Origin of the sequence: Blastomonas sp., from assembly GCF_030373265.1 — a bacterium.
Classification (GTDB): domain Bacteria; phylum Pseudomonadota; class Alphaproteobacteria; order Sphingomonadales; family Sphingomonadaceae; genus Blastomonas.
The window spans coordinates 44,111-63,737 of record NZ_JAUCZC010000012.1 but is presented as its reverse complement, the minus strand read 5'-3'; the positions used below and the strand labels follow the sequence as shown (position 1 = coordinate 63,737).

Annotated in this window: 15 protein-coding genes and 1 tRNA gene; 12 read left to right on the top strand and 4 right to left on the bottom strand. The window is 67.1% G+C overall.

The window, feature by feature from the left end:
* From QUV11_RS09050 to QUV11_RS09015, 8 genes are read left to right on the top strand one after another with little or no spacing between them, the layout of a single operon-like run.
* Entirely contained in the window at window positions 1-996 is a 996-nt protein-coding gene (locus QUV11_RS09050; protein WP_300881829.1) for an AAA family ATPase, read from the top strand.
* Window positions 997-998: 2 nt separating this feature from the next.
* On the top strand, window positions 999-2,687 hold the full coding sequence (locus QUV11_RS09045; protein ID WP_300881827.1) for a hypothetical protein: 1,689 nt from the start codon (window positions 999-1,001) through the stop codon (window positions 2,685-2,687).
* Window positions 2,688-2,716: 29 nt separating this feature from the next.
* Window positions 2,717-3,955, top strand: coding sequence for an XrtA/PEP-CTERM system-associated ATPase (locus tag QUV11_RS09040; RefSeq protein WP_300881825.1), 1,239 nt, complete (start codon window positions 2,717-2,719; stop codon window positions 3,953-3,955).
* Between the two features lie 34 nt (window positions 3,956-3,989).
* Window positions 3,990-4,886, top strand: coding sequence for an XrtA system polysaccharide deacetylase (locus QUV11_RS09035; protein WP_300881823.1), 897 nt, complete (start codon window positions 3,990-3,992; stop codon window positions 4,884-4,886).
* Window positions 4,886-5,980, top strand: coding sequence for a FemAB family XrtA/PEP-CTERM system-associated protein (locus tag QUV11_RS09030; protein ID WP_300881821.1), 1,095 nt, complete (start codon window positions 4,886-4,888; stop codon window positions 5,978-5,980). The genes QUV11_RS09035 and QUV11_RS09030 overlap by 1 nt, the downstream gene beginning before the upstream one ends.
* A gap of 1 nt (window position 5,981) precedes the next feature.
* Window positions 5,982-7,205, top strand: coding sequence for a TIGR03087 family PEP-CTERM/XrtA system glycosyltransferase (locus QUV11_RS09025; protein WP_300881819.1), 1,224 nt, complete (start codon window positions 5,982-5,984; stop codon window positions 7,203-7,205).
* A gap of 1 nt (window position 7,206) precedes the next feature.
* Window positions 7,207-8,751 carry an exosortase A gene (gene xrtA / locus QUV11_RS09020; protein WP_300881817.1) on the top strand — a complete coding sequence of 515 codons (1,545 nt, stop codon included), beginning with the start codon at window positions 7,207-7,209 and terminating at the stop codon, window positions 8,749-8,751.
* A gap of 4 nt (window positions 8,752-8,755) precedes the next feature.
* The gene (locus QUV11_RS09015; RefSeq protein ID WP_300881815.1) at window positions 8,756-10,645 is read left to right on the top strand and encodes an XrtA/PEP-CTERM system amidotransferase; all 1,890 of its coding nucleotides are present in this window, start codon (window positions 8,756-8,758) and stop codon (window positions 10,643-10,645) included.
* 160 nt (window positions 10,646-10,805) lie between these two features.
* On the opposite strand, the gene truA is transcribed toward QUV11_RS09015, so the two are convergent.
* Both truA and fmt read right to left on the bottom strand, forming a co-directional pair.
* Complete coding sequence (truA, locus tag QUV11_RS09010; protein WP_300881813.1) at window positions 10,806-11,546, bottom strand: tRNA pseudouridine(38-40) synthase TruA; 741 nt, start codon at window positions 11,544-11,546, stop codon at window positions 10,806-10,808.
* A complete protein-coding gene (fmt, locus tag QUV11_RS09005; protein WP_300881811.1) occupies window positions 11,543-12,595 on the bottom strand; it encodes a methionyl-tRNA formyltransferase in 1,053 nt (350 codons plus the stop codon). Before fmt ends, truA begins: the two co-directional genes overlap by 4 nt.
* A gap of 56 nt (window positions 12,596-12,651) precedes the next feature.
* Between fmt and recR the strand changes: the two genes are divergently transcribed.
* Window positions 12,652-13,248: a recombination mediator RecR gene (gene recR / locus QUV11_RS09000; RefSeq protein WP_054134310.1), complete on the top strand. Its 597-nt coding sequence runs from the start codon at window positions 12,652-12,654 to the stop codon at window positions 13,246-13,248.
* A gap of 117 nt (window positions 13,249-13,365) precedes the next feature.
* Here the strand turns inward: recR and QUV11_RS08995 are convergent, their stop codons facing one another.
* Window positions 13,366-14,280, bottom strand: a complete 915-nt coding sequence (locus QUV11_RS08995; protein WP_300881804.1) for a metal-dependent hydrolase — start codon at window positions 14,278-14,280, stop codon at window positions 13,366-13,368.
* Window positions 14,281-14,340: 60 nt separating this feature from the next.
* Between QUV11_RS08995 and QUV11_RS08990 the strand changes: the two genes are divergently transcribed.
* A complete protein-coding gene (locus tag QUV11_RS08990) occupies window positions 14,341-14,937 on the top strand; it encodes a TetR/AcrR family transcriptional regulator (RefSeq protein ID WP_300881801.1) in 597 nt (198 codons plus the stop codon).
* 7 nt (window positions 14,938-14,944) lie between these two features.
* On the opposite strand, the gene QUV11_RS08985 is transcribed toward QUV11_RS08990, so the two are convergent.
* Entirely contained in the window at window positions 14,945-15,892 is a 948-nt protein-coding gene (locus tag QUV11_RS08985) for a complex I NDUFA9 subunit family protein (protein ID WP_300881798.1), read from the bottom strand.
* A 228-nt stretch (window positions 15,893-16,120) separates the two neighbouring features.
* Between QUV11_RS08985 and QUV11_RS08980 the strand changes: the two genes are divergently transcribed.
* Window positions 16,121-16,207 (top strand) — tRNA-Leu (locus QUV11_RS08980).
* Window positions 16,208-16,483: 276 nt separating this feature from the next.
* A complete protein-coding gene (locus QUV11_RS08975; protein ID WP_300881796.1) occupies window positions 16,484-19,600 on the top strand; it encodes a helicase-related protein in 3,117 nt (1,038 codons plus the stop codon).
* Window positions 19,601-19,627: the final 27 nt, after the last annotated feature.

The window sequence follows — 19,627 nt, the reverse complement described above, 5'->3', positions numbered from 1 at the left end:
ATGACCATGCACGATCCCATCCCGTCGCCCGACAAGCCCTCCGGCACGCCATCGCTGATCGAGCGGGCGTCGGAGATGTACGATTTCCGCAAATCGCTCAATCAGGCAGGGCCTGATTTGCCGCCCGCGGAAGAGCCGGACACCGACGCCGCAAAGGCGCCCGCGCCCGGCATGGCTCCGCCGGTGCCGCCCGCTGCTGCCGCAAGTGCTGCGCCCATGGCACGACCCGTCGCGCCTGTGCGTCCGCGCAGCACGTCCAGCCTTCCGGTGGCGGTGATCGATCGCGATGTCCTGCGCGAGCGCGCGTTCATCGTGCCCGACGGCCCGGTGACCAGCATTTCCGAAGAGTTCCGCATCGTCAAACGCCGCCTGCTCGCCAGCATCCGTGCCGAGGCCAATGCCGGGCTGGGCGCGGCGGCGCAGCGCATCCTGATCTGCTCGGCGCAGCCCAATGAGGGCAAGACCTACAGCGCGATCAATCTCGCGCTCTCGATCGCGACCGAGCAGGACCACGATGTGCTGCTGGTCGATGCCGATTTTGCCAAGCCGAGCATCTTGTCGTCGCTGGGGATCGAAGGCCAGCGAGGGCTGATGGATGCCCTCGCCGATCCCGACGTCGCGGTGGAAGACTGCATCATCCCGACCGATATCCGCGGTCTTTCGGTTCTTCCCGCCGGTCGCCAGACCAACACCGACAGCGAGTACCTCGCGTCTGTGCGCACCCGCGATGTGCTCGCAAGGCTTACCGATGGCCGGCCAGGTCGGATCGTGATTTTCGATTCGCCGCCGCTGCTCGCGGCCTCGCCCGCAGCCACGCTCGCCCAGCATGTTGGCCATGCGCTGATGGTGGTGCGCGCCGACGTCACCAGCGAACGCGCCTTGCGCGATGCGCTGGGGCTGATTGCGGGGTGCAACCAGATTCAGTTGCTGCTCAATGGAACCAGATTTTCTCCCTCGGGCCGCAGCTTCGGTTCCTATTATGGATATGGAGAGTGACCATGGGCAAATGGTCTGATTTCAGGAATGGCAAACGCAGCGTCCCGCTGACCGCGCTCGTGATCGCGCTCGCCGCCGTGCCGCAGATTGCGCACGCGCAGCAGGCCGACGCGGGCCCGGGCAACGATGCCGGAAGCGGTCGTCAGCGCACCACCGTGGTCCCCTATCTGGAAGTTGGCCAGGTGCTGTTTGCCGATCTCAAGAATGGCGGCGACCTTCTGACCTACAGCCTGGTGGCCGTCGGGGTCGATGCCGCCGTCCAGACCACACGCGCCGAAGCCCAGGTCAGCCTGCGCTATGAACGGCGTTTTTCGTGGAGCGATCAGTTTCCCGACGAGGATGTGGTGAGCGGCATCGCTCGCGCCAATCTGCAAGTCATCCCCAACGCGCTGTCGATCGAGGCGGGCGCGATCGGCGTGCGCTCGCGGATCGACCCGAGGGGCGATGCGCCGAGCAATCTCATCGGCGGCTCGGACAACGTCACGCAGGTCTATTCGCTGTATGCCGGGCCGACGCTTGCGACGCAGGTCGGCACGGTGGATGTCAACGCGCTGTATCGTATCGGCTATACCAAGGTCGATGCCGGCCAAGTGGTGCTGCCGGCAGGTCAGCGCCAGATCGACGTGTTCGGCGACAGCGTGAGCCATGTCGCCAGCCTGGCCATCGGCCAGCAGCCCGGCGGCTTCCTGCCGATCGGCTGGTCGGTGAGCGGGGGCTATCTGCGCGAAGATACCAGCCAGTTGGACCAGCGCTTCGAGGACAAGATCGTCCGCGCCGATATCACCGTGCCGGTCAGCCCGACCTTGGCGCTGGTCGGCGGCGTGGGCTATGAGGATATCGAGATTTCCGAGCGCGATGCGCTGCGCGATGCCGCGGGCAATCCGGTAGTCGGCAATGACGGGCGCCTGGTCACCGACCGCAATTCGCCGCGCCTGTTGTCCTACGATCAGGATGGCCTGATCTGGGATGTCGGCGTGCTCTGGCGCCCCAGCCGCCGCACCTCGCTCGAGGCGCGGGTCGGCAAGCGCTATGACAGCATGACCTATTACGGGTCGTTCACCTACACCCCCAGCCAGCGGCTGGCGGCGAACCTGACGGTCTATGATCTGGTGTCAGGCTTCGGTTCGCGGCTCAACGACAACCTGGCCGGACTGCCGACGCAGTTCGATACCACGCGCAACCCGCTGAGCGGCGATCTCAACAGTTGCATCTTCGGTGGTGCCGGCGGCGCCTGCCTCAACGATTCGCTGCAGTCGGTCGCGTCCTCCTTCTTCCGTACCCGCGGCGTGACAGGGCAGGTCAGTCTGACCAGCGGCAGCTGGACGCATGGCGTGGGCGCCGGGTACAGCCGCCGCAAGTTCTTCGCCGCCGATACCGGCGCGCTGGCCGGCTTCGACCAGACCATCGATGAGATATGGTTCGCCAGCTATGTCGGCGCCAAGCAGCTCGATGCGCGCTCCAGCCTCAGCGGCACGGTCTATGCGACCTATCTTGAAAACGGACCCGGCCAGGCCTTCGCCGGTGCGGGCGGGGACGTGCTCGGGATCGGCACCAACGCCGCCTATTTCCGCAACTTCACCAACCGGTTCTCGGGAAGCCTGGCCGTGGGGCTCGATTATTTCGAACCGCAGGGCTTTGAAAGCAGCCTGATCGCCTCGGCGCTGCTGGCGCTGCGCTATTCGTTCCGTTAAGTTTATCTAGAAGATCAAGGGGCAAGCCCATGTACGAGACCCATTACGGACTGACCGGACGGCCATTTCAGCTGACCCCCGATCCGCGCTTCTATTTCGAGAGCGCGACGCATCGCAAGGCGATGTCGTATCTGGGCTATGGCCTGGCGCAGGGCGAGGGGTTCATCATCATCACCGGCGAGATCGGTGCGGGCAAGTCGACATTGGTCGCGCATCTGATGCAGACCGTCGACAGCGCGCGGCTGACTGCAGCGCAGATCGTCACCACCCAGCTCAAGGGCGATGACCTGCTGCACATGGTGGCGAGCAGCTTCGGTGTTGCAACCGCAGGCCTCGACAAGACCGGCACCTTGGGCGCGATCGAGCATTTCCTCCACACCGAGGCACGCGCCGGACGTCGCTGCCTGCTGGTGGTCGATGAATCGCAGAACCTCCCGCTGCCCGCGCTCGAAGAGCTGCGGATGCTGTCCAACTTCCAGTTGGGCAGCCATCCGCTGCTGCAGATCTTCCTGCTTGGCCAGCCCGAGTTCCGCGCTTCGGTGCAGGGCGCGCCGGGGCTCGAACAGCTTCGCCAGCGGATCATCGCCACGCATCACCTGGGCGCGATGGATGCCCACGAGCTGCAGCCCTATATCGAGCATCGGATGAAGCTGGTCGGATGGCAGGGCCGCCCGGCCTTTGCCGATGATGTGTGGGCCAAATTGTTCGCAGAGACCGGCGGTATCCCGCGCAAGGTCAACATGCTGATCAACCGTGTGCTGCTGATGGCCGCAGTGGAAAACCGCGAGACGGTGGATGCGGCTCTGGTCGAAGCGGTGGTCGCCGACCTGGCGGTCGACGCGATGACCGACGACGACTGGGCGAACGAGGCCGCGCTCGCCAGCGCCGCGTCGCATGCCGAGCATGCAGCCGCCGTCGCAGCGCCCTCCGGGGTGCCGGCGGCAGCGATGTCCGCGCCTGCCATCCCGGAAGTCAGCAAGGCCGATTTCAACCAGTTCGTCGCCGAGGTCCGCACCTTTGCCGGGCAGCAGGAAGACGAGCGCAAGTTTCTGGTCCACGAACTGCAGGCAGCTCTGGACCGGGTGCAGGCGCTGGAAGCGCGCCCCGCGCAGCCCTCGGTGGACCTCGAGCCTCTGCTTGCCCGCATCCATGCGCTCGAAGCCCAGCAGGCCGAGCAGCAAAAGGCATTGCACCGCGTGCTTGCTTTGCTGGTAGGTTGGGTCGAGGACGAATCCTCTGGCGTGTGGCCCCGCGGCCGCGCCGCCTGATCCTTGATTTTTTTCTGCCGTTTGCCAGGAGCCGATGAAAGTGCGCGAAGCATCGCTGGGACCAGATCGCACCGACGCGCGCGCCATCGTCAACGGGCTTTCCGTCGATGTCGAAGAGTATTTCCAGGTCGGGGCATTCGAGACCACGATCGCGCGCGGCGACTGGGACACCATCGCCAGCCGGGTGGAGCTGAACACCGGCATGGTGCTCGACCTCTTCGCGCGCTGCGGGGTCAAGGCGACGTTCTTCACATTGGGCTGGGTGGCAGAGCGTTACCCGGCTCTGGTGCGCCGGATCGTCGCTGAGGGTCACGAGATCGCCAGTCACGGCTGGGACCACACCCGCGTGTTCACGATGACCCCCGACCAGTTCCGCGCCGATATCGATCGCGCGCGCAAGGCGCTCGAGGATGCGGGCGGGGTCGCGATCAAGGGCTATCGCGCGCCGAGCTTCTCGATCGACCAGCGCACCCCCTGGGCCCACCCGATCCTCGCCGAGCAGGGCTATGCCTATTCGTCGAGCGTCGCGCCGATCGCGCATGACCATTATGGCTGGCGCGCCGCGCCGCGCTTTGCGTTTCACCCGGTGGCAGGATCGGATATGATCGAGCTGCCGGTGACCACGGTCGAGCTGGGCGAGCGGCGTTTCGGCGCGGGCGGCGGCGGCTTCTTTCGCATCCTGCCCTACGCCCTGTCCAAATGGGCGCTGCGCCGCGTCAACGGCACCGATGGCCAGCCGGCGATCTTCTATTTCCACCCCTGGGAGGTCGATCCCGATCAGCCGCGGGTGGCCGACGCGCCGCTCAAGTCGCGGGTTCGCCACTATACCCAATTGGGCGCGATGGCGGGCAAGCTCGAGCAATTGACCCATGATTTCCACTGGTGCCGGATCGACGAGATCGCGCTGCCGCTGGCGGCGGGGCGGCTGTGATGCTGCACTTTGCGCCGCCGACGCTGACCGCACCTGTCATCAGGCTGGCCAACCTTGCCGACCCGCAGGAGCGCGCCCGGTTGTCGGCGTGGCTGGACGCTCGCGATGACGCGACCGTCTTCCACCGCATCGCCTGGGGACAGGCGGTAGCATCATCGACCGGCCATGATTTCCTGGCTTTGGTTGCCGAGGATGCCGCCGGATCGCTCACCGGATACCTGCCGCTGCATGCGGTGCACTCGCCTTTGTTCGGGCGCGCGATGGTGTCGGCGGGCTTTGCGGTCGATGGCGGGATCATCGCTGCCGATAGCGCCAGCGCGCAGGCCCTGGCCGAGGCGGGCTGGCAGCTGGCCGAGCGTCACAGCGCGCCGACGCTCGAGCTGCGCGGCGGATGGCTTCCCGATGATCCGCGCTGGACGATCAAGTCGGATGCGCATGCCGGCTTCGTCGCTGACCTTGTGCCCGAAAGCGCCGATGCCGACCAGAAGCAGCTCGAATGGGTGCCGCGCAAGCAGCGCGCCGAGGTCCGCAAGGGGCTGGCCAACGAGCTCGTTGTCCGCACCGGCAGCAGCGCGCTCGACCGGCAGCAGCATTATGCGGTGTACGCGACAAGCGTCCGCAACCTGGGCACCCCGGTGTTCCCGCGCGGCTTGTTCGAGGCGGTGCTCGATGGGCTGGGCGACGATGCCGATATCCTGACCGTGCTGCACAACGATGTTCCGGTGGCGAGCGTGCTCAACCTTTATCATCGCGGCACCGTCATGCCGTTCTGGGGCGGCGGCGTGTGGGCGGCGCGCGGGCTACGCGCCAACGACATCATGTATTATGCGCTGATGAACCACGCCCGGCGGCGCGGCTGCAGCCGGTTCGATTTCGGCCGGTCGAAGGTCGGCAGCGGCGCGTTTTCCTTCAAGAAGAACTGGGGCTTCGAGCCGTCGCCACTGAGCTATGCCATCCGCAACGCCGATGGCCAGCCGCCGCGCGATGTGAACCCGCTCAGCCCCAAATACCGGCTGCAGATCGCGCTATGGCAGCGCCTGCCGTTGCCGATCGCCAACCGGCTCGGGCCGCTGATCGCGAACGGGCTTGGCTGACATGGGCGAGACACTGTTCCTGGCGCACCGCATTCCGTTTCCGCCGGACCGCGGCGACAAGATCCGTTCGTGCGCCATGCTGCGCGCGCTCGCCGCGCGCGGGCCGGTGCATGTCGCAACCTTCGGCGAAACCGATGCCGACATGGCCGCCGAAACCGAACTCACCGGCGTCGCCGCGAGCCATGTCCTGGTGCACCGCACGATCTCCAACCTGCGCGCCGGGCTGGCTGCGCTGGCGAGCGGCAAGCCGGTCTCGCTGGTGGCGTTCGAAAGCCCGCAGATCGCCCACTTCGTCAGCCGCCTGATCGCGACCCGGCCGATCGACACGATCTTCGTGTTCTCCGGCCAGATGGCGCAGTTTATCCCGCAGAGCTTCGCAGGGCGGGTGGTGATGGACTTCGTCGACATGGATTCGGCCAAGTTCGCCGCCTATGCCGAGGCCGCGCACGGCCCGATGAAGCTGGTCCACGCGCGCGAGGCGCGGCTGCTGGGCGCGTTCGAGCAGATGGTGGCGCGCCGCGCCGATCTGTCGCTGTTCGTCAGCCCCGCCGAGGCCAGGCTGTTCCGCGATACGCTGAACGACCCTGCCGTGCGCGTGACAGGCATCAGCAACGGTATCGACACGGTGTCGTACGATCCCGCCGGGATCGCGCCTGCACCCTATGTCCAAAGCCCCGGGCCGCACCTCGTCTTCACCGGCCAGATGGATTACGCGCCCAATGTCGATGCGGTAACGCATTTCGCGCGCGCGGTGCAGCCGAAGGTCCGCGCGATGCACCCCGATGCCTGCTTCCATATCGTCGGACGCAATCCGACGCCTGCGGTGCAGGCGCTCGCGCGGCTCCCCGGCGTGGATGTGGCAGGCGCGGTGGATGACATCCGCCCGTGGATCGCGTCGGCCGATGTCGTGGTCGCGCCGCTTCGCATCGCGCGCGGCATCCAGAACAAGGTGCTCGAGGCGATGGCGATGGCGCGCCCGGTGGTCGCCTCCGGGGCCGCCGCCGAGGGGATCATCGCGAAGGACGGCGAGCATTTTGTGATCGCCGCCGATGACGCGACGATGGCCGCCGCGATCCACGCGCTGGTCGCCGATCCGGCGCGCGTCAAGGCGATGGGGCAGGCGGCACGCGATCATATGCTGCAAAGCTATCAATGGGATGCGCAGCTGGCGCCGCTGATGCGCTGGCTCGATACGCCGGCGCCTGCGCTGCAGAGTGCCGCCTGATATGGCCAGCATCGTCGCCGATGGCGCGCCTGTTCCCGCAGCGCCGCGGAGCACGGTCTGGCGCAGCGCGCTGATCCGGCTGGGCATCGCCTGGGCGGCGATCCTGCTGGTGTTCGCGCGCGACGCCGCGGATATGGTGATGATCTGGTGGGACAGTTCCACCTTCAACCACATTCTGCTGATCCCGTTCATCCTGGGATGGCTGGTGATGCAGCGCGAGCAGGACCTCAAACGTATCACGCCATCGCTCTGGGCCCCGGGGCTGGTGGTGATGGCCGCCGCTGCGGGTGGATGGGTGCTGGGCGAGGCGGCAGGCGTCGCGCTGGCGCGGCATCTGGCTTTGGTGATGTTCCTGCAGGGCAGCACGTTGGCATTGCTCGGCCCGCAGGTGGCAAGGGCGCTGCTGTTCCCGCTGGCCTATGCGTTCTTCCTGGTGCCCGTCGGCGAGGAGATTGTCCCGCAACTGCAGATCATCACCGCCGATATCTCGATGGCGCTGCTCGGCATCACCGGCATTCCTGCGCATATCGAGGGCGTGTTCATCTCGACCCCGACCGCCTTGTTCCGCGTCGCCGAAGCCTGTTCGGGGGTCAAGTTCCTGATCGCGATGCTGGCCTATGGCGTGCTCGTCGCCAATGTCTGCTTCAAAAGCTGGCCGCGCCGGATCGGGATCGTCGTGGTGGCGGTGATCGTGCCGGTGCTCGCCAACGGGGTGCGCGCGTTCGGCACGATCTATATCGCGCATCATCACGGGCTCGATTTCGCCGCCGGGTTCGACCACATCTTCTACGGTTGGGTGTTCTTCGCGTTGGTGCTGCTGTTGGTGATGGCGGTGGGCTGGCGGTTCTTCGACCGGCAGGTGACCGATCCGTTTATCGAACCGGCTCTGGCCGAGCGGCTGGCGGCGCAATCGCGCAGGGGTCGGTCGCCCGCGCGCCCGGTGCTGATCGGCGCTGCGTTGCTGGTCGCCGCACCGCTGGCCTGGTCGCTCGCCGGACTGCCTGCGCCGGCATCCTTGCCCGCGCGCGATACGCCGCCCGATATCGCCGGATGGCAGCGCGAAACCTATGCGCCTGCCGCCGAATGGACCCCGCGCGCCGATGGCAGCAACCGCACTTTGATCGCAAGCTATGTGCGCGATGGCCAGCGGGTCGATGTGTTCGCTGCCTTGTATGACGGCCAGTCGGAGGGCCGCGAGATCACTGGCTATGGCCAGGGCGCGCTCGATCCCGAGGGCAACTGGTCGTGGGTCGAGGCGGGTCAGCCGCTCGCCGATGGCCGCGCCGATGTCATCACCGGGCCGGGGCGGGTCGTGCGCGAGGTTGCCACTTTCTACCGCGTCGGTGATGTCCAGACCGGCAGCAACCTTGCGATCCGGCTGGAGTCGCTCAAGGCGCGCCTGCTGCGCCGCAGCCAGAGTGCGGTGCTGCTGATCGTCTCGGCAGAGCGCGGCGGCAACGGCCCGGCGCGCCCGGCGGTCGACGCGCTGCTCGAAGACGCCGGCGGTCCGCGCGCGCTGGCCGATGCCGTGCTGGCGGAGCGCTGAGCATATGTGCGGGATCGCCGGCATTTTCCATCTCGAGACCGCCAAGCCGGTCGACCCGGCGCGCATCCGGCTGATGACCGATGCGATGCTGCACCGCGGACCCGACGGCAACGGCTGCTGGACCGCGCCGGGCGTCGGCCTCGGGCATCTGCGGCTGTCGATCATCGACCTTGAGGGCAGCGCGCAGCCGATGCTGAGCGAGGACGAAGCCGATGTGCTGACCTTCAACGGCGAGATCTACAATTTTCAGGAAGTGCGCGCCGAGCTGGCCGCGCTGGGCCACCGCTTCCGCACCTCGGGCGATACCGAGGTGATCCTCGCGGCCTGGCGGCAATGGGGGGTGGGCTGTCTCGACCGGCTGAACGGCATGTTCGCGTTCGCGATTCACGACCAGCGCACCCAGCGGCTGTTCGTCGCGCGCGATCGGCTGGGGGTGAAGCCGCTGCATTATGCACCGCTGCCCGATGGCAGCGTGATCTTCGCGTCCGAATTGAAGGGCCTGCTCGCGCACCCCGCGCTGCGCCGCGCACCCGATCCGCAGGCGGTCGATGACTATCTGGCGTTCGGCTATGTCCCCGATCACCGCTGCTTCGTGGCGGGCGTCAGGAAGCTGCCCGCCGGGCATTATCTGATGCTCGAGCGCGGCAAACCGCTGCCTGCGCCGGTGCAGTATTGGGACGTCGATTTCTCGAAGCGTGCGCGCGGCAGCGTCGCCGATCTCGAGGCCGAGCTGATGCACCATATGCGGCAGGCGGTGGCGTCGCGGATGATCGCCGATGTGCCGCTGGGCGCGTTCCTTTCGGGCGGGGTGGATAGCTCGACCGTGGTCGCATTGATGGCCGAGCGCAGCACCCAGGCGGTCAAGACCTGCAGCATCGGCTTCGATGTCGCCGAACTCGACGAGAGCGATTACGCGCGCCGCATCGCCGAACGCTTCGCCACCGAGCACCGCAGCCGCACGGTCTCGCCCGACGATATCGCGATCATCGACCAGGTCGCGGCGCAGTTCGACGAGCCCTTCGCCGACGCCTCGATGCTGCCGACCTTCCGCGTCTGTCAGCTCGCGCGTGAGAACGTGACCGTCGCGCTGTCGGGCGATGGCGCCGACGAGGCGTTTGCCGGATACCGCCGCCACGTCTTCCACCACGGCGAGGAGCGTGTGCGCAATCTTCTGCCACAGGGTCTGCGCGGGCCGGTGTTCGGCGCGCTGGGGTCGCTTTATCCCAAGGCCGATTGGGCGCCGCGCCCGCTGCGCGCCAAGTCGACCTTGCTGTCGCTCGCGCGGACCGGGGCCGAAGGCTATACCGATGCGGTCGGTGTGACCAATTATGCGCAGCGGCACGCGCTGTATTCGGACAGCCAGATCAAGGCGCTCGGAAGCTATCGCGGCGAGGATCACATGATCGCGCTGATGGAGTCCGCGCCCGCGCGCACCGGGCTTGATGCTGCGCAATATGCCGACATGAAATTGTGGCTGCCCGGCGATATCCTGACCAAGGTCGATCGCACCAGCATGGCGGTGAGCCTCGAGGCGCGCGAGCCTTTGCTCGATTACCGTCTGATCGAGTTCGCCGCGACGCTCCCCGATGCGATGCGTGTGCGCGGCGGGCAGGGCAAGTGGCTGATGAAGCACGCGATGCGCGGGACGCTGCCCGATGACATTCTCTACCGGCCCAAAATGGGCTTTGTCAGCCCGATCGCGCAGTGGTTTCGCGGGCCGCTGGCCGAGCAGGCGCGCAGCATCGCGAGCGGCTCGGCATTGGCGCGCAGCGGCTGGTTCAACACCGCCAGGCTGAGCGAGATCGCCGAGGCGCATATATCGGGCCGCAGCGACCATGCGCGGCTGCTGTGGCAGTTGTGGATGCTCGACAAGGCGCTCGACCGGGTGTTTTGACGCGCTTGCATGGCGCTTTCATAGCGCCTCTCCCCTACCGCTTGCGGGAGGGGCAGGTCCGCTTGTCGGACCGGGGTGGGCCGGGAGCACGAATGGTTGCTGGCCCACCCCGTCTTCGCCTCCGGCTCAGCCACCCCTCCCGCAAGCGGTAGGGGAGAAATTACGGATACACTGCTCCCGCAAAATACAGCCCATCGGGCGGCGCGTTGAAGCCGAGCGCTGCGCGGTCTTTCGCCTCCAGCGCGGCCTTCAGATCGTCGCCCGACCATTTGCCGCGCCCGACCAGCACCAGGCAGCCGACCATCGAGCGCACCTGGTGGTGCAGGAACGAGCGCGCGGCGGCGTGGATGTCGATCTCGTCGCCATCGCGCACCACGTCCAATCGGTCGAGCGTCTTGATCGCGCTGGCCGACTGGCAGTGCACCGAGCGGAACGTCGTGAAGTCGTGATGGCCGACCAGATGCTGCGCAGCATGCTGCATCGCGGCAGCGTCGAGCGGCGCGGACACCTGCCATGCTCTGCCGCGCTCGAGCGTCAGCGGCGCGCGACGGTTGGTGATGCGATAGATGTACGATCGGCCGAGGCACGAGAAGCGCGCGTGCCAGTCGTCGGGGACGATATCGCACGCCAGCACCGCGATCGGTTCGGGGCGCAGTTTTGCGTTCAAGGCTTCCATCAGCCGGAACGGATCGATGGCTTTTTCGATGTCGACATGCGCGCGCATCGCCAGCGCATGGACGCCTGCATCGGTGCGCCCGGCGGCGTGCAGCGTGACCTGTTCGCCGGTGATCGCGCGTGCGGCCTCCTCGACATGCTGCTGGATGCTGGGGCCGTGCGGCTGGCGCTGCAGACCCATATAGGGGCCGCCATCGAACTCCAGCGTCAACGCGAAGCGAGTCATGCGATCACTGTGCCCGGGGAGACGGCAAAGCCGCGCAGGAAATCATCGAGCGGCATCGCCGGGCGGCCCGCACGCTGGATGACCACCGGACAGATCGCACCATCGCCGCACGCGATGGTGAGGCGCTCGTCGAGGATGGTGCCGGGTGCTCGACGGTCCCCTGCGAAGGCAGGGGCCCATCTCCCGCTGCTATCGGGATTGTGGGGCGGCAGTGGGCTGGGTGACGAGGGCGTTTGTGTTTCCAGCTCCTGTTGGCCTATTGCCGCACCGTCCGGAGATGGGCCCCTGCCTTCGCAGGGGACCGGGAGGATGATCTCCGCCGCGTGCACCCGCAACCGCTCGCCGTTCAATTCGAAGAAAGCGCCGGGCATCGGGTTGAAGGCGCGGACCTGCCGCTCGACCTCGACCGCGCTGCGCGAAAAATCGAGCCGCGCCTCCGCCTTGTCGACCTTGGCGGCATAGGTCACGCCGTCGTCCGGCTGGACCTCGGGCGGAAAGGTAGCAAGGTCGCCCAGCACCTGCACCATCAACCGCGCGCCCAGCTCGGCGATCTCGTCTGTCAGCTCGCCCGCCGTCTTGCCCTCGACCGGCGTTTCGCCCTTGAGCAGCATCGGCCCGGTATCGAGCCCGGCTTCCATCTGCATGATCGTCACCCCGGTCACCGCATCGCCGGCCAGGATCGCGCGCTGCACCGGGGCGGCGCCGCGCCAGCGTGGCAGCAGCGACCCATGAACGTTGAGGCAGCCATGCCGCGGCGCATCGAGCACCGCGCGCGGCAGGATCAGGCCATAGGCGGCGACCACACAGGCATCGAGATCGAGCGCGGCGAATGCGGCCTTTTCGTCCTCGCCTTTGAGCGACACCGGCGTGCGCACCTCCAGCCCCAATTGCTCGGCCAGCAACTGCACCGGCGAGGGCGTCAGCTTCTTGCCGCGATTGGCGGGGCGCGGCGGCTGGCTGTAGACCGCAGCGATCTGATGCCCGGCATCGACCAAAGCCTGCAGCGTCGGCTCGGCGAAATCGGGGGTTCCCATAAAGGCTAGGCGCATGAGGCGAGGTGACTTTTCTTTTGCAGGCGGTTCAGCACGCCCCTAAAGCTCACGCCATGGCATCGCAAGAGATTGAGGATCTGGCAACCGCGCTCGCCCGGCTTCCCGGGCTGGGGCCGCGGTCGGCGCGCCGTGCGGTGCTGTATCTGCTCAAGAAGCGCGAGACCGCGTTCACGCCTCTGGTCGACGCGATGGAGCGGGTGCGCGCCAACCTGTCGACCTGCGAGATCTGCGGCAACGTCGACACGCAAAACCCCTGCGGCATCTGCACCGACCCGCGCCGCGATCCGCGCAGTCTGTGCGTGGTCGAGGAAGTGTCGGACCTGTGGGCGCTCGATCGCTCGCGGCTGTTCGTGGGGCGCTATCATGTGCTGGGCGGGCGCTTGTCGGCGCTCGACGGCATCGGGCCCGAGGATCTGGGCGTCGCCTCGCTGGTCGCGCGCGTCGCCGCCGGCGGCATCGACGAGGTGGTGCTGGCGATGAACGCGACGCTCGAGGGGCAGACCACCGCGCATTACCTCGCCGAGCGGCTCGAGGGCTATCCGGTGCGGCTCACCCAGCTGGCGCAGGGTCTGCCGATGGGCGGCGAACTCGATTATCTCGACGAGGGCACGCTGGCCCAAGCGCTGCGGGCCAGGAAGCCGATGGTTTAGGGGCTGCAGATAGCGCCTCCCCCCGTTTGTCCCGAGCGTGTCGAGGGACGTATGCGCCACCGTTTCCGATCACGTCCCTCGACTTCGCTCGGGACCAACGGAACTGGGTATGAACCCTTACTCCGCCGGCACCAGCGTCGGTGCAGGCGCGGTCTTGTCGAGCACCGCGTCGCGATAATCGCTTTCGGCAAGCTGGATCAGATGCCGGTCGTCGTGCTTCCACGGGTGGAAGCCGGGCATGAAATAGCTGATCCAGGGCAGGATGATCTTGCGCGCCATGCCGGGGTTGCCCAGCGCATACCAGGCAAGCTTCGCCCACATCTTGGGGCCGGTCAGGCCGTCCTGCCGCAGCAGTTCGAGCATGCCGCGCCAGCGGTGCACGGTGAAGTTCTTGGTGACGATCAGCATTACCAGCGACTTGACCTTCCAGCGCTGCCAGCGGCTCCAGTCCTTGGTCGCGTGGTTCCAGGTGTCGAAGGCGACGCCCTTGTGCTCGATCTCTTCCATCGCATGCCAGCGCCACAGATCGCGTGATTCCGAATCGGCGTGTTCGAGATGCTTGGGGTTGGCGAGCAGCTGCTGCGCGATGATCGCGGTGAAATGCTCGAGCGCCATGGTCGAGGCGAGGTTGGCGATCTTGGGCTTGTCCTTGGTCAGTGCCAGCGCCTGATCGACATGCTCTTCCAGCGCGCGGACGTCATAGCCGGCATCGACCACGCGGCGGTTGAAGGCGACATGCTCGCGGGTGTGGTTGATCTCCTGCTTCACGAACGCCCGGATCTCGCCCGCAAGCCGCTCGGACGTACCCTCGCGGAACGCCTTCACGCTTTCGATGAAGAACGCTTCTCCTTTGGGGAAGGTGACCGAGAGCGCGTTGTAGAACGCGGTTGCGACCGGGTCTCCGCCCAGCCACCAGCGCCGCTGCGCCGAATCGCGGCCGAAGCGACGGTCGCGGATGACGAGTTCGAGATCGGTAGGGGTATGCTGGCGATCGAGCGGTGCAGGCGTTGAAAAGGATTGCGGAGCGTTCATGGCGGGGTCCATAATGCTGGAGTGTTGCTTACAGTCATGACAATAAGGTTACTTACATAGATGTCAATAGCGAAAAGACGGCTGAGTCCTGAAGAAAGCCGCTCCGCCGCTCTGGGCGCCGCCCGCGATCTGCTGATCGAAACCGGCCCCCAGGCGGTCACGCTCAAGGCGGTGTCCGGCCGAATCGGGCGCACCCATGCCAATCTTCTCCACCATTTCGGTTCAGCATCCGGCCTCCAAAAGGCGCTGGCGGAATATCTGGCGCAATCGATCTGCCAGACGATAGGGGCTGCGGTGGTCAAATTGCGCAGCGGCGAGGGCGCAACCCGCGAGATCGTCGACCTGGCGTTCGATGCGTTCGATCGCGAAGGGGCGGGGGCGCTGGCGTGCTGGATGCTGCTCTCGGGCAACGAGGATGCGCTCGACCCGATCGTCGAGGCGATCCATCAGCTCGTCGACGAGCTTGCCGAGCATGGCCCCGAAGGCCGCACGCTGCACGAGGACACGCTGGTTCTGTGCACCATGGCGCTGGGCGATGCGCTGATGGGGGCGCAGCTATCGGGGGCGCTGGGGCTGGACCGCGATACCGCGCGGGTTCAGGCCGAGCGGCAGCTCAGCGCCTCGCTCGCGCTGTGGGCGGCGGAGCAGACTGTCTGAGGCGGCTTCAGTCGGTCCTGGTCTTGGTGCGCGCGCCAAAGCGGCCGTGCTTGCGGAAGCGGACCAGATAATCGCCGATCACCGCTGCCATCGGGGTGGGGGCGATGCCGAACGCCGCAAAGCCTTCAGCGCCGTCGGCAACCACGTTGTCGGTCTGTAGCATCGCCCATTGGTCGCGCGTGATCGGTGCGCCGGGCAGCCAGCCGGTCAGCCCTGCCATCAGGCTGGAGATACCGTCGGGCATGGCGATGAAGCTCGCATCGACGCCGATCTCCTTGGCGATTCGCGCATTGAGCTCGGCCATGCTGACCGCCTCGGGCCCGCCCAGTTCGAACAGCTTTCCGCCAAAGCGCGCAGGATCGGCCAGGCTCATCGCCACCGCCTGTGCGACATCGTCGACATAGACCGGCTGGAACTTCGCCTTGCCGCCGATCACGGGGACCACCGGCAGCGCTGCAATCAATCCGGCAAAGCGGTTCACGAACTGGTCCTCGCGCCCGAACACGATCGACGGGCGCAAGATGGTGGCGGTGGGGAAGGCGGCGCGGACCGCGGCTTCGCCGTCGGCCTTGCTGCGGCCATAGGCGCTCTTGGAACTCGCGTCGGCGCCGATCGCCGAGACATGCACCATCGCCGCGCAACCCGCCGCTGCCGCCGCTTGCGCAACGTTGGCCGCGCCGACGTGATGGATCGCGTCGAAATCGCCCTTCAAGATCCCGACCAGATTGATCACCGCATCGGCGCCATGCACCGCGCGCGCCACCGATTCCGGTTTGGTGATGTCGGCGGCGACCAACTGGGTCTGGCCCAGATTGCCCAGAGGTTTGACATCCTGCGCGATGCGGATGTTGCGCTGGGCAATGCGCACCCGCGCACCCGCCGCCGTCAGCTGCTGGGTGATGTGCCGGCCAAGAAATCCGCCGCCGCCAAAGATCGTGATCAGTGTGTCGCGCATGTGTCTGTCCCGTGAGTTCTGTGCGTGTCTGCTGCAGCGCTGGCCTTGGTCGGCGCTGCCCTGCGTTGTCAGCATGCCTTTGCATCAGCCAACCGCCCGAGGCAACGGCCCAATTGCGCCAACCCCGATCCGGCCACCAAAGGCTTGTGCACAAATTCTTTTTGGCAAGAGCGTTACAGGCGGTTGACGGGTGCAAACAGTCAGGCTAGTGGCCCGCTCCTACCCCGTGCCCAGATGGCGGAATTGGTAGACGCACCAGCTTCAGGTGCTGGCGCTCGCAAGGGCGTGGAGGTTCGAGTCCTCTTCTGGGCACCATTCTTTCCTCCGGACATGTTCAGAAATGTCCGGAGAAATCCCGAAACTCAGCAGTCTATCTCAGGTTCGGTGCCATCGGCACTCGGCCCGATTTGTTGCCGTTGGCGGTATCAAGACCGACCGGCGGGGCGCCTTGCTGACTGATCTGGCTTCCGAAAAAGGCGGCTTCGCTGGCGACTGATCGCAAACCGCGGTTTGCGCTGGCACCTTTTTCGAACCGCTTGCGTATGTCTCCCGGATCGCATCGCAGCTGTGCTGGCGAACGGGAGGATTGGCATGACTTCGATTGCGTGGACCGCGGCTCAGATGACGCGCGCGCTGGAACGCGATGACATCGTCTACCTCGCCGACGACGACCAGCAGGCGCAGGCGCTGACCGCAGCCTTGCGCGCGATGCTGCCCGATACGCCGGTATTCTTCGTGCCGTCGAGCGATGCGCTGCCCGGCGATGTCGCGCCGGCGTCGCCCGCCAATATCGGGATGCGGGTCGCGGCGCTGCATGCGCTGCGCATCGCCCAGCAGAACCCGAAGCGCGGGCACCTTGCCTGCGTGATGAGCGGCGAGGCCGCAGCGCGGCTCTATCCCCCGCCCGAGTCCTTCGATGTGGCGCTGCCGCGCATCTCGGTGGGCGATCCACTCGCGATGGACGCGCTTTCGGACATGCTCGAGCAGATCGGGTATGTCGCCGACGACTGCGTCGACGAGCCGGGCGAGATGGCGGTGCGCGGCGAGGTCGTCGACGTCTTTCCTGCCGATGCCGGACTGCCCGCGCGGATCGAGATCGCCGACGGCAAGGTGGGCGCGATCCGCTCGTACGATGCGATCACCCAGCGCAGTGTCGGCGACCTTGCAGCGCTCGAGATCGGGCGCGCTTCAGAGCCATCGGGAGACACCAGCGCCTCCATCCTCGCGCATCTTGCGCCGGGCGTGGCGGTGGTGTCGGAGAAAGCCGACAAGCGTCGTCGGCGGTTCCTCAGGCTCGCCGCCGATGCCGCGCGCGGAAAGGTCGGAAAGATCGACGCGGTCGAAGGGGACGCCTGGACGCAGGCGCTGGCGCAATGGCGGATGACGGAACCGGATACGGCGTTCGAGCCGGTTCCACGTTTCGCCGAGGGTAGCGCGCCGCTTGCAGCGCTGGGCTGCTTTGCCAAACCGTTGCTGGAGACCCGCGCATGCGTGCTCGCCGGAGCGCCGCGCGACTTGCGTTTCTTGCGCGCGCGGATCGCAAAGCGCCTCGGTGTGGAGATTGTTCCGCTCGCCGACTGGAGCGAGGCCCTGGCGCTGGCGCCCGGAAGCGCCGGTTATCTCGAGATGCCCGTCGACAGCGGCTTCGTCTGCGATACGACGATCCTGATCGCCGCCGCCGATCTGCTTGGCAGCCGCGCGCTGAGCGAGGGCGTGGTCACCGCCAGCGCCAAGCCGTTTACCACCGGCGGCAGCGAGATCCGCATCGGCGATGTCGTCGTCCATGAAGATCATGGTGTCGGCATCGTTGCAGGGCTCGAGCCGGCGCCCGCAGGCGGCGAAGGCGGCGAGATGATCGCGCTCGAATATGCCGGCGGCGCGCGGCGACTGGTCGCAATCGACGATGCCGACCGGATCTGGCGCTATGGCGCCGATGCCGAGGCGGTGACGCTCGACAAGCTCGACGGCTCGTCGTGGATCCGGCGCCGCGGCGAGATCAACGCTGCCATCGCCGAATCCGCCAAGGGTCTTGCCGCGCTCGCCGATGCGCGCGCGCGGCTGACCGCGCCGGTGCTCGATCCCGATCCGGCCGTCTATGAGACGTTCGCGAGCGGCTTTCCCTATAACGAGACCGCGGATCAGGCGCGCGCGATCGCGGCGGTGCGTGCCGATCTTGCGAGCGGCAAGCCGATGGACCGGCTCGTCGTCGGCGATGTCGGCTATGGCAAGACCGAGGTCGCATTGCGTGCTGCTGCGCTGGCTGCGCTGGCGGGCCATCAGGTGATCGTCGCGGCACCGACCACGGTGCTGGTGCGCCAGCATCTTGCAAGTTTCACGCGCCGCTTCGAGGGATCGGGGCTCACGGTGGCCGGATTGTCGCGGCTGTCGAGCGCGGCCGAGAAGAAGGCGGTCAAGGCGGGGCTCGCCGACGGATCGATCGACATCGTCATCGGCACGGGCGCGGTGATGGCCAAGGGCATCGAGTATGCGCGGCTGGGCCTGGTGGTGATCGACGAGGAGCAGCGCTTCGGCGCCGGCGACAAGGCCAGATTGCGCGGATCGGGTGAGACGCATCTGCTCGCGCTGACCGCGACGCCGATCCCGCGGACGCTGCAGATGGCGCTGGTCGGGCTCCAGCAGATATCGATCATCGCCACCCCGCCGGCGCGGCGCCAGCCGATCCGCACCAGCCTCGATCAATATGACGACACCCGCATCCGCACCGCGTTGCTGCGCGAAAAAGGGCGCGGCGGGCAGAGCTTCGTCGTCGTCCCGCGGATCGAGGACATGGCCAGCCTGGCCGCCAGACTGCGCCGTGCCGCGCCCGATCTGACGCTGGTCGAGGCGCACGGCAAGATGCCGCCGGCCGAGATCGACGCGGCGATGGTGGGCTTTGCCGAGGGGCAGGGCGATATCCTGCTCGCCACCAACATCATCGAGGCCGGACTCGACGTGCCGCGCGCGAATACGATGATCGTCTGGCGCGCCGATCGCTTCGGGCTGGCGCAGCTCCACCAGTTGCGTGGGCGCGTCGGGCGGGGGACGCGGCGCGGGCAGGTGATCCTGCTGACCAGCGAAGAGGAGACGATCGGCGAGCGCACGCTCAAACGGCTGCGGACGCTGTCGACCTTCGACCGTCTGGGCGCGGGGTTCGATATCAGCGCGCAGGATCTCGACATGCGCGGCGCAGGCGATCTGCTTGGCGAAACCCAGGCTGGGCACATGAAGCTGATCGGCATCGATCTGTACCAGCACCTGCTGGGTCAGGCGCTGCGCGAGGCGCGCGGCGAAACCATTGACCGCTGGACACCCGAGCTCAACCTGGGCGCGCAGGGTGCATTGCCTCCTGCGTGGATTCCCGAAGCGGATATCCGGCTGACCCAGTATGTGACCCTCGGCCGGCTGGTCGAGGAGTGCCAGATCGACGCGTTCGAGGAGGAGCTGATCGACCGGTTCGGACCGTTGCCCGAAGCGGCGGCGATGCTGATGGCGCACGCCCGGCTGCGGCTCGCCGCCCGGACCGCGTGCGTCGCGCGCATTGATGCCGGGCCGTCGGCGATCGCGCTGACACCGCGACCGGACTTCAGCGGGGACGCCGAGCGCCATGGTCTGGTCGCGCGCAACGCGCGTCTGATCCTCGCCGAGACCACCGAGATCGACCAGCGTTTCGAGCGGGTTCAAACGCTGATGGAGGCACTCGCAGCCTGAGCGGGGAATGACCAGCGCGCACGCGCC

Excerpts from the sequence above, each read along its gene's own strand:
- QUV11_RS09040 (WP_300881825.1), top strand. The coding sequence starts at position 2,717 with ATGTACGAGACCCATTACGGACTGACCGGACGGCCATTTCAGCTGACC.
- xrtA (WP_300881817.1), top strand. The coding sequence starts at position 7,207 with ATGGCCAGCATCGTCGCCGATGGCGCGCCTGTTCCCGCAGCGCCGCGG.
- QUV11_RS08990 (WP_300881801.1), top strand. The coding sequence starts at position 14,341 with ATGTCAATAGCGAAAAGACGGCTGAGTCCTGAAGAAAGCCGCTCCGCC.
- QUV11_RS08995 (WP_300881804.1), bottom strand. The coding sequence starts at position 14,280 with ATGAACGCTCCGCAATCCTTTTCAACGCCTGCACCGCTCGATCGCCAG.
- QUV11_RS09035 (WP_300881823.1), top strand. The coding sequence starts at position 3,990 with ATGAAAGTGCGCGAAGCATCGCTGGGACCAGATCGCACCGACGCGCGC.
- recR (WP_054134310.1), top strand. The coding sequence starts at position 12,652 with ATGGCATCGCAAGAGATTGAGGATCTGGCAACCGCGCTCGCCCGGCTT.
- QUV11_RS09050 (WP_300881829.1), top strand. The coding sequence starts at position 1 with ATGACCATGCACGATCCCATCCCGTCGCCCGACAAGCCCTCCGGCACG.
- truA (WP_300881813.1), bottom strand. The coding sequence starts at position 11,546 with ATGACTCGCTTCGCGTTGACGCTGGAGTTCGATGGCGGCCCCTATATG.
- QUV11_RS08975 (WP_300881796.1), top strand. The coding sequence starts at position 16,484 with ATGACTTCGATTGCGTGGACCGCGGCTCAGATGACGCGCGCGCTGGAA.
- QUV11_RS09015 (WP_300881815.1), top strand. The coding sequence starts at position 8,756 with ATGTGCGGGATCGCCGGCATTTTCCATCTCGAGACCGCCAAGCCGGTC.
- QUV11_RS09030 (WP_300881821.1), top strand. The coding sequence starts at position 4,886 with ATGCTGCACTTTGCGCCGCCGACGCTGACCGCACCTGTCATCAGGCTG.
- QUV11_RS09045 (WP_300881827.1), top strand. The coding sequence starts at position 999 with ATGGGCAAATGGTCTGATTTCAGGAATGGCAAACGCAGCGTCCCGCTG.
- QUV11_RS08985 (WP_300881798.1), bottom strand. The coding sequence starts at position 15,892 with ATGCGCGACACACTGATCACGATCTTTGGCGGCGGCGGATTTCTTGGC.
- QUV11_RS09025 (WP_300881819.1), top strand. The coding sequence starts at position 5,982 with ATGGGCGAGACACTGTTCCTGGCGCACCGCATTCCGTTTCCGCCGGAC.
- fmt (WP_300881811.1), bottom strand. The coding sequence starts at position 12,595 with ATGCGCCTAGCCTTTATGGGAACCCCCGATTTCGCCGAGCCGACGCTG.